This is a genomic window from Bradyrhizobium sp. 147 (assembly GCF_023073935.1).
In the GTDB taxonomy this organism is placed as follows: Bacteria; Pseudomonadota; Alphaproteobacteria; order Rhizobiales; family Xanthobacteraceae; genus Bradyrhizobium.
Genome location: NZ_JADPKL010000027.1, coordinates 1 through 730 on the forward strand (window position 1 = coordinate 1; position 730 = coordinate 730).

The window sequence follows — 730 nt, forward strand, 5'->3', positions numbered from 1 at the left end:
GCAGCTGTTGCGACGCAGAGATATCAGTGATTCAGTCTGTCTAATTGGCAGGACTGAAGATCATGATGGGGCATCGGCAAGTCGAACAGACCGCGTTGTTCTATGAGTTCTCGCTCGAAAGACATATCCCGACTGATCACTTGCTGCGGTTGATTGACAGGTTTGTCGATCTTGAACAGGTCCGGCGGGACCTGGCGCCTTTCTACAGCAGCATCGGTCGGCCTTCGATCGATCCCGAGCTGATGATCCGGATGCTCTTGATCGGTTACTGCTTCGGCATTCGATCGGAGCGGCGCCTGTGCGATGAGGTTCACCTCAATCTGGCCTACCGGTGGTTCTGCCGGCTCGGTCTGGATGGGACGGTGCCGGATCACTCGACGTTTTCCAAGAACAGGCACGGCCGCTTCCGGCAGAGCGACCTCTTCCGTCGCGTGTTCGAGAGCGTGCTGCGCCGCTGCATCGAGGAACGACTGGTCGGCGGTGAGGGATTTGCAGTCGATGCGAGCCTAATCAAGGCCGATGCCAATCGGCAGAAGGGGATCGAAGGCGATAAGGGACTTCCGCCGGAGGCTGCCAGCCGAGCAATCGATGAGTATCTGGCTGTCCTTGATGATGCCGCTTTCGGAGCCGCGACCGAGGTTACCCCGAAGTTCGTATCGCCTTCCGATCCGGCGGCGCGCTGGACCGGCGCGCACGGCGGCCAAGCGTTTTTCGCCTATTCGACGAACTA

Annotated in this window: 1 protein-coding gene; it reads left to right on the plus strand. The window is 59.2% G+C overall.

The window, feature by feature from the left end; translation table 11 throughout:
• Positions 1-62 precede the first annotated feature (62 nt).
• The coding region (locus tag IVA87_RS07975) for a transposase (RefSeq protein WP_247333290.1) at positions 63-730 on the plus strand (668 nt) is incomplete at its 3' end.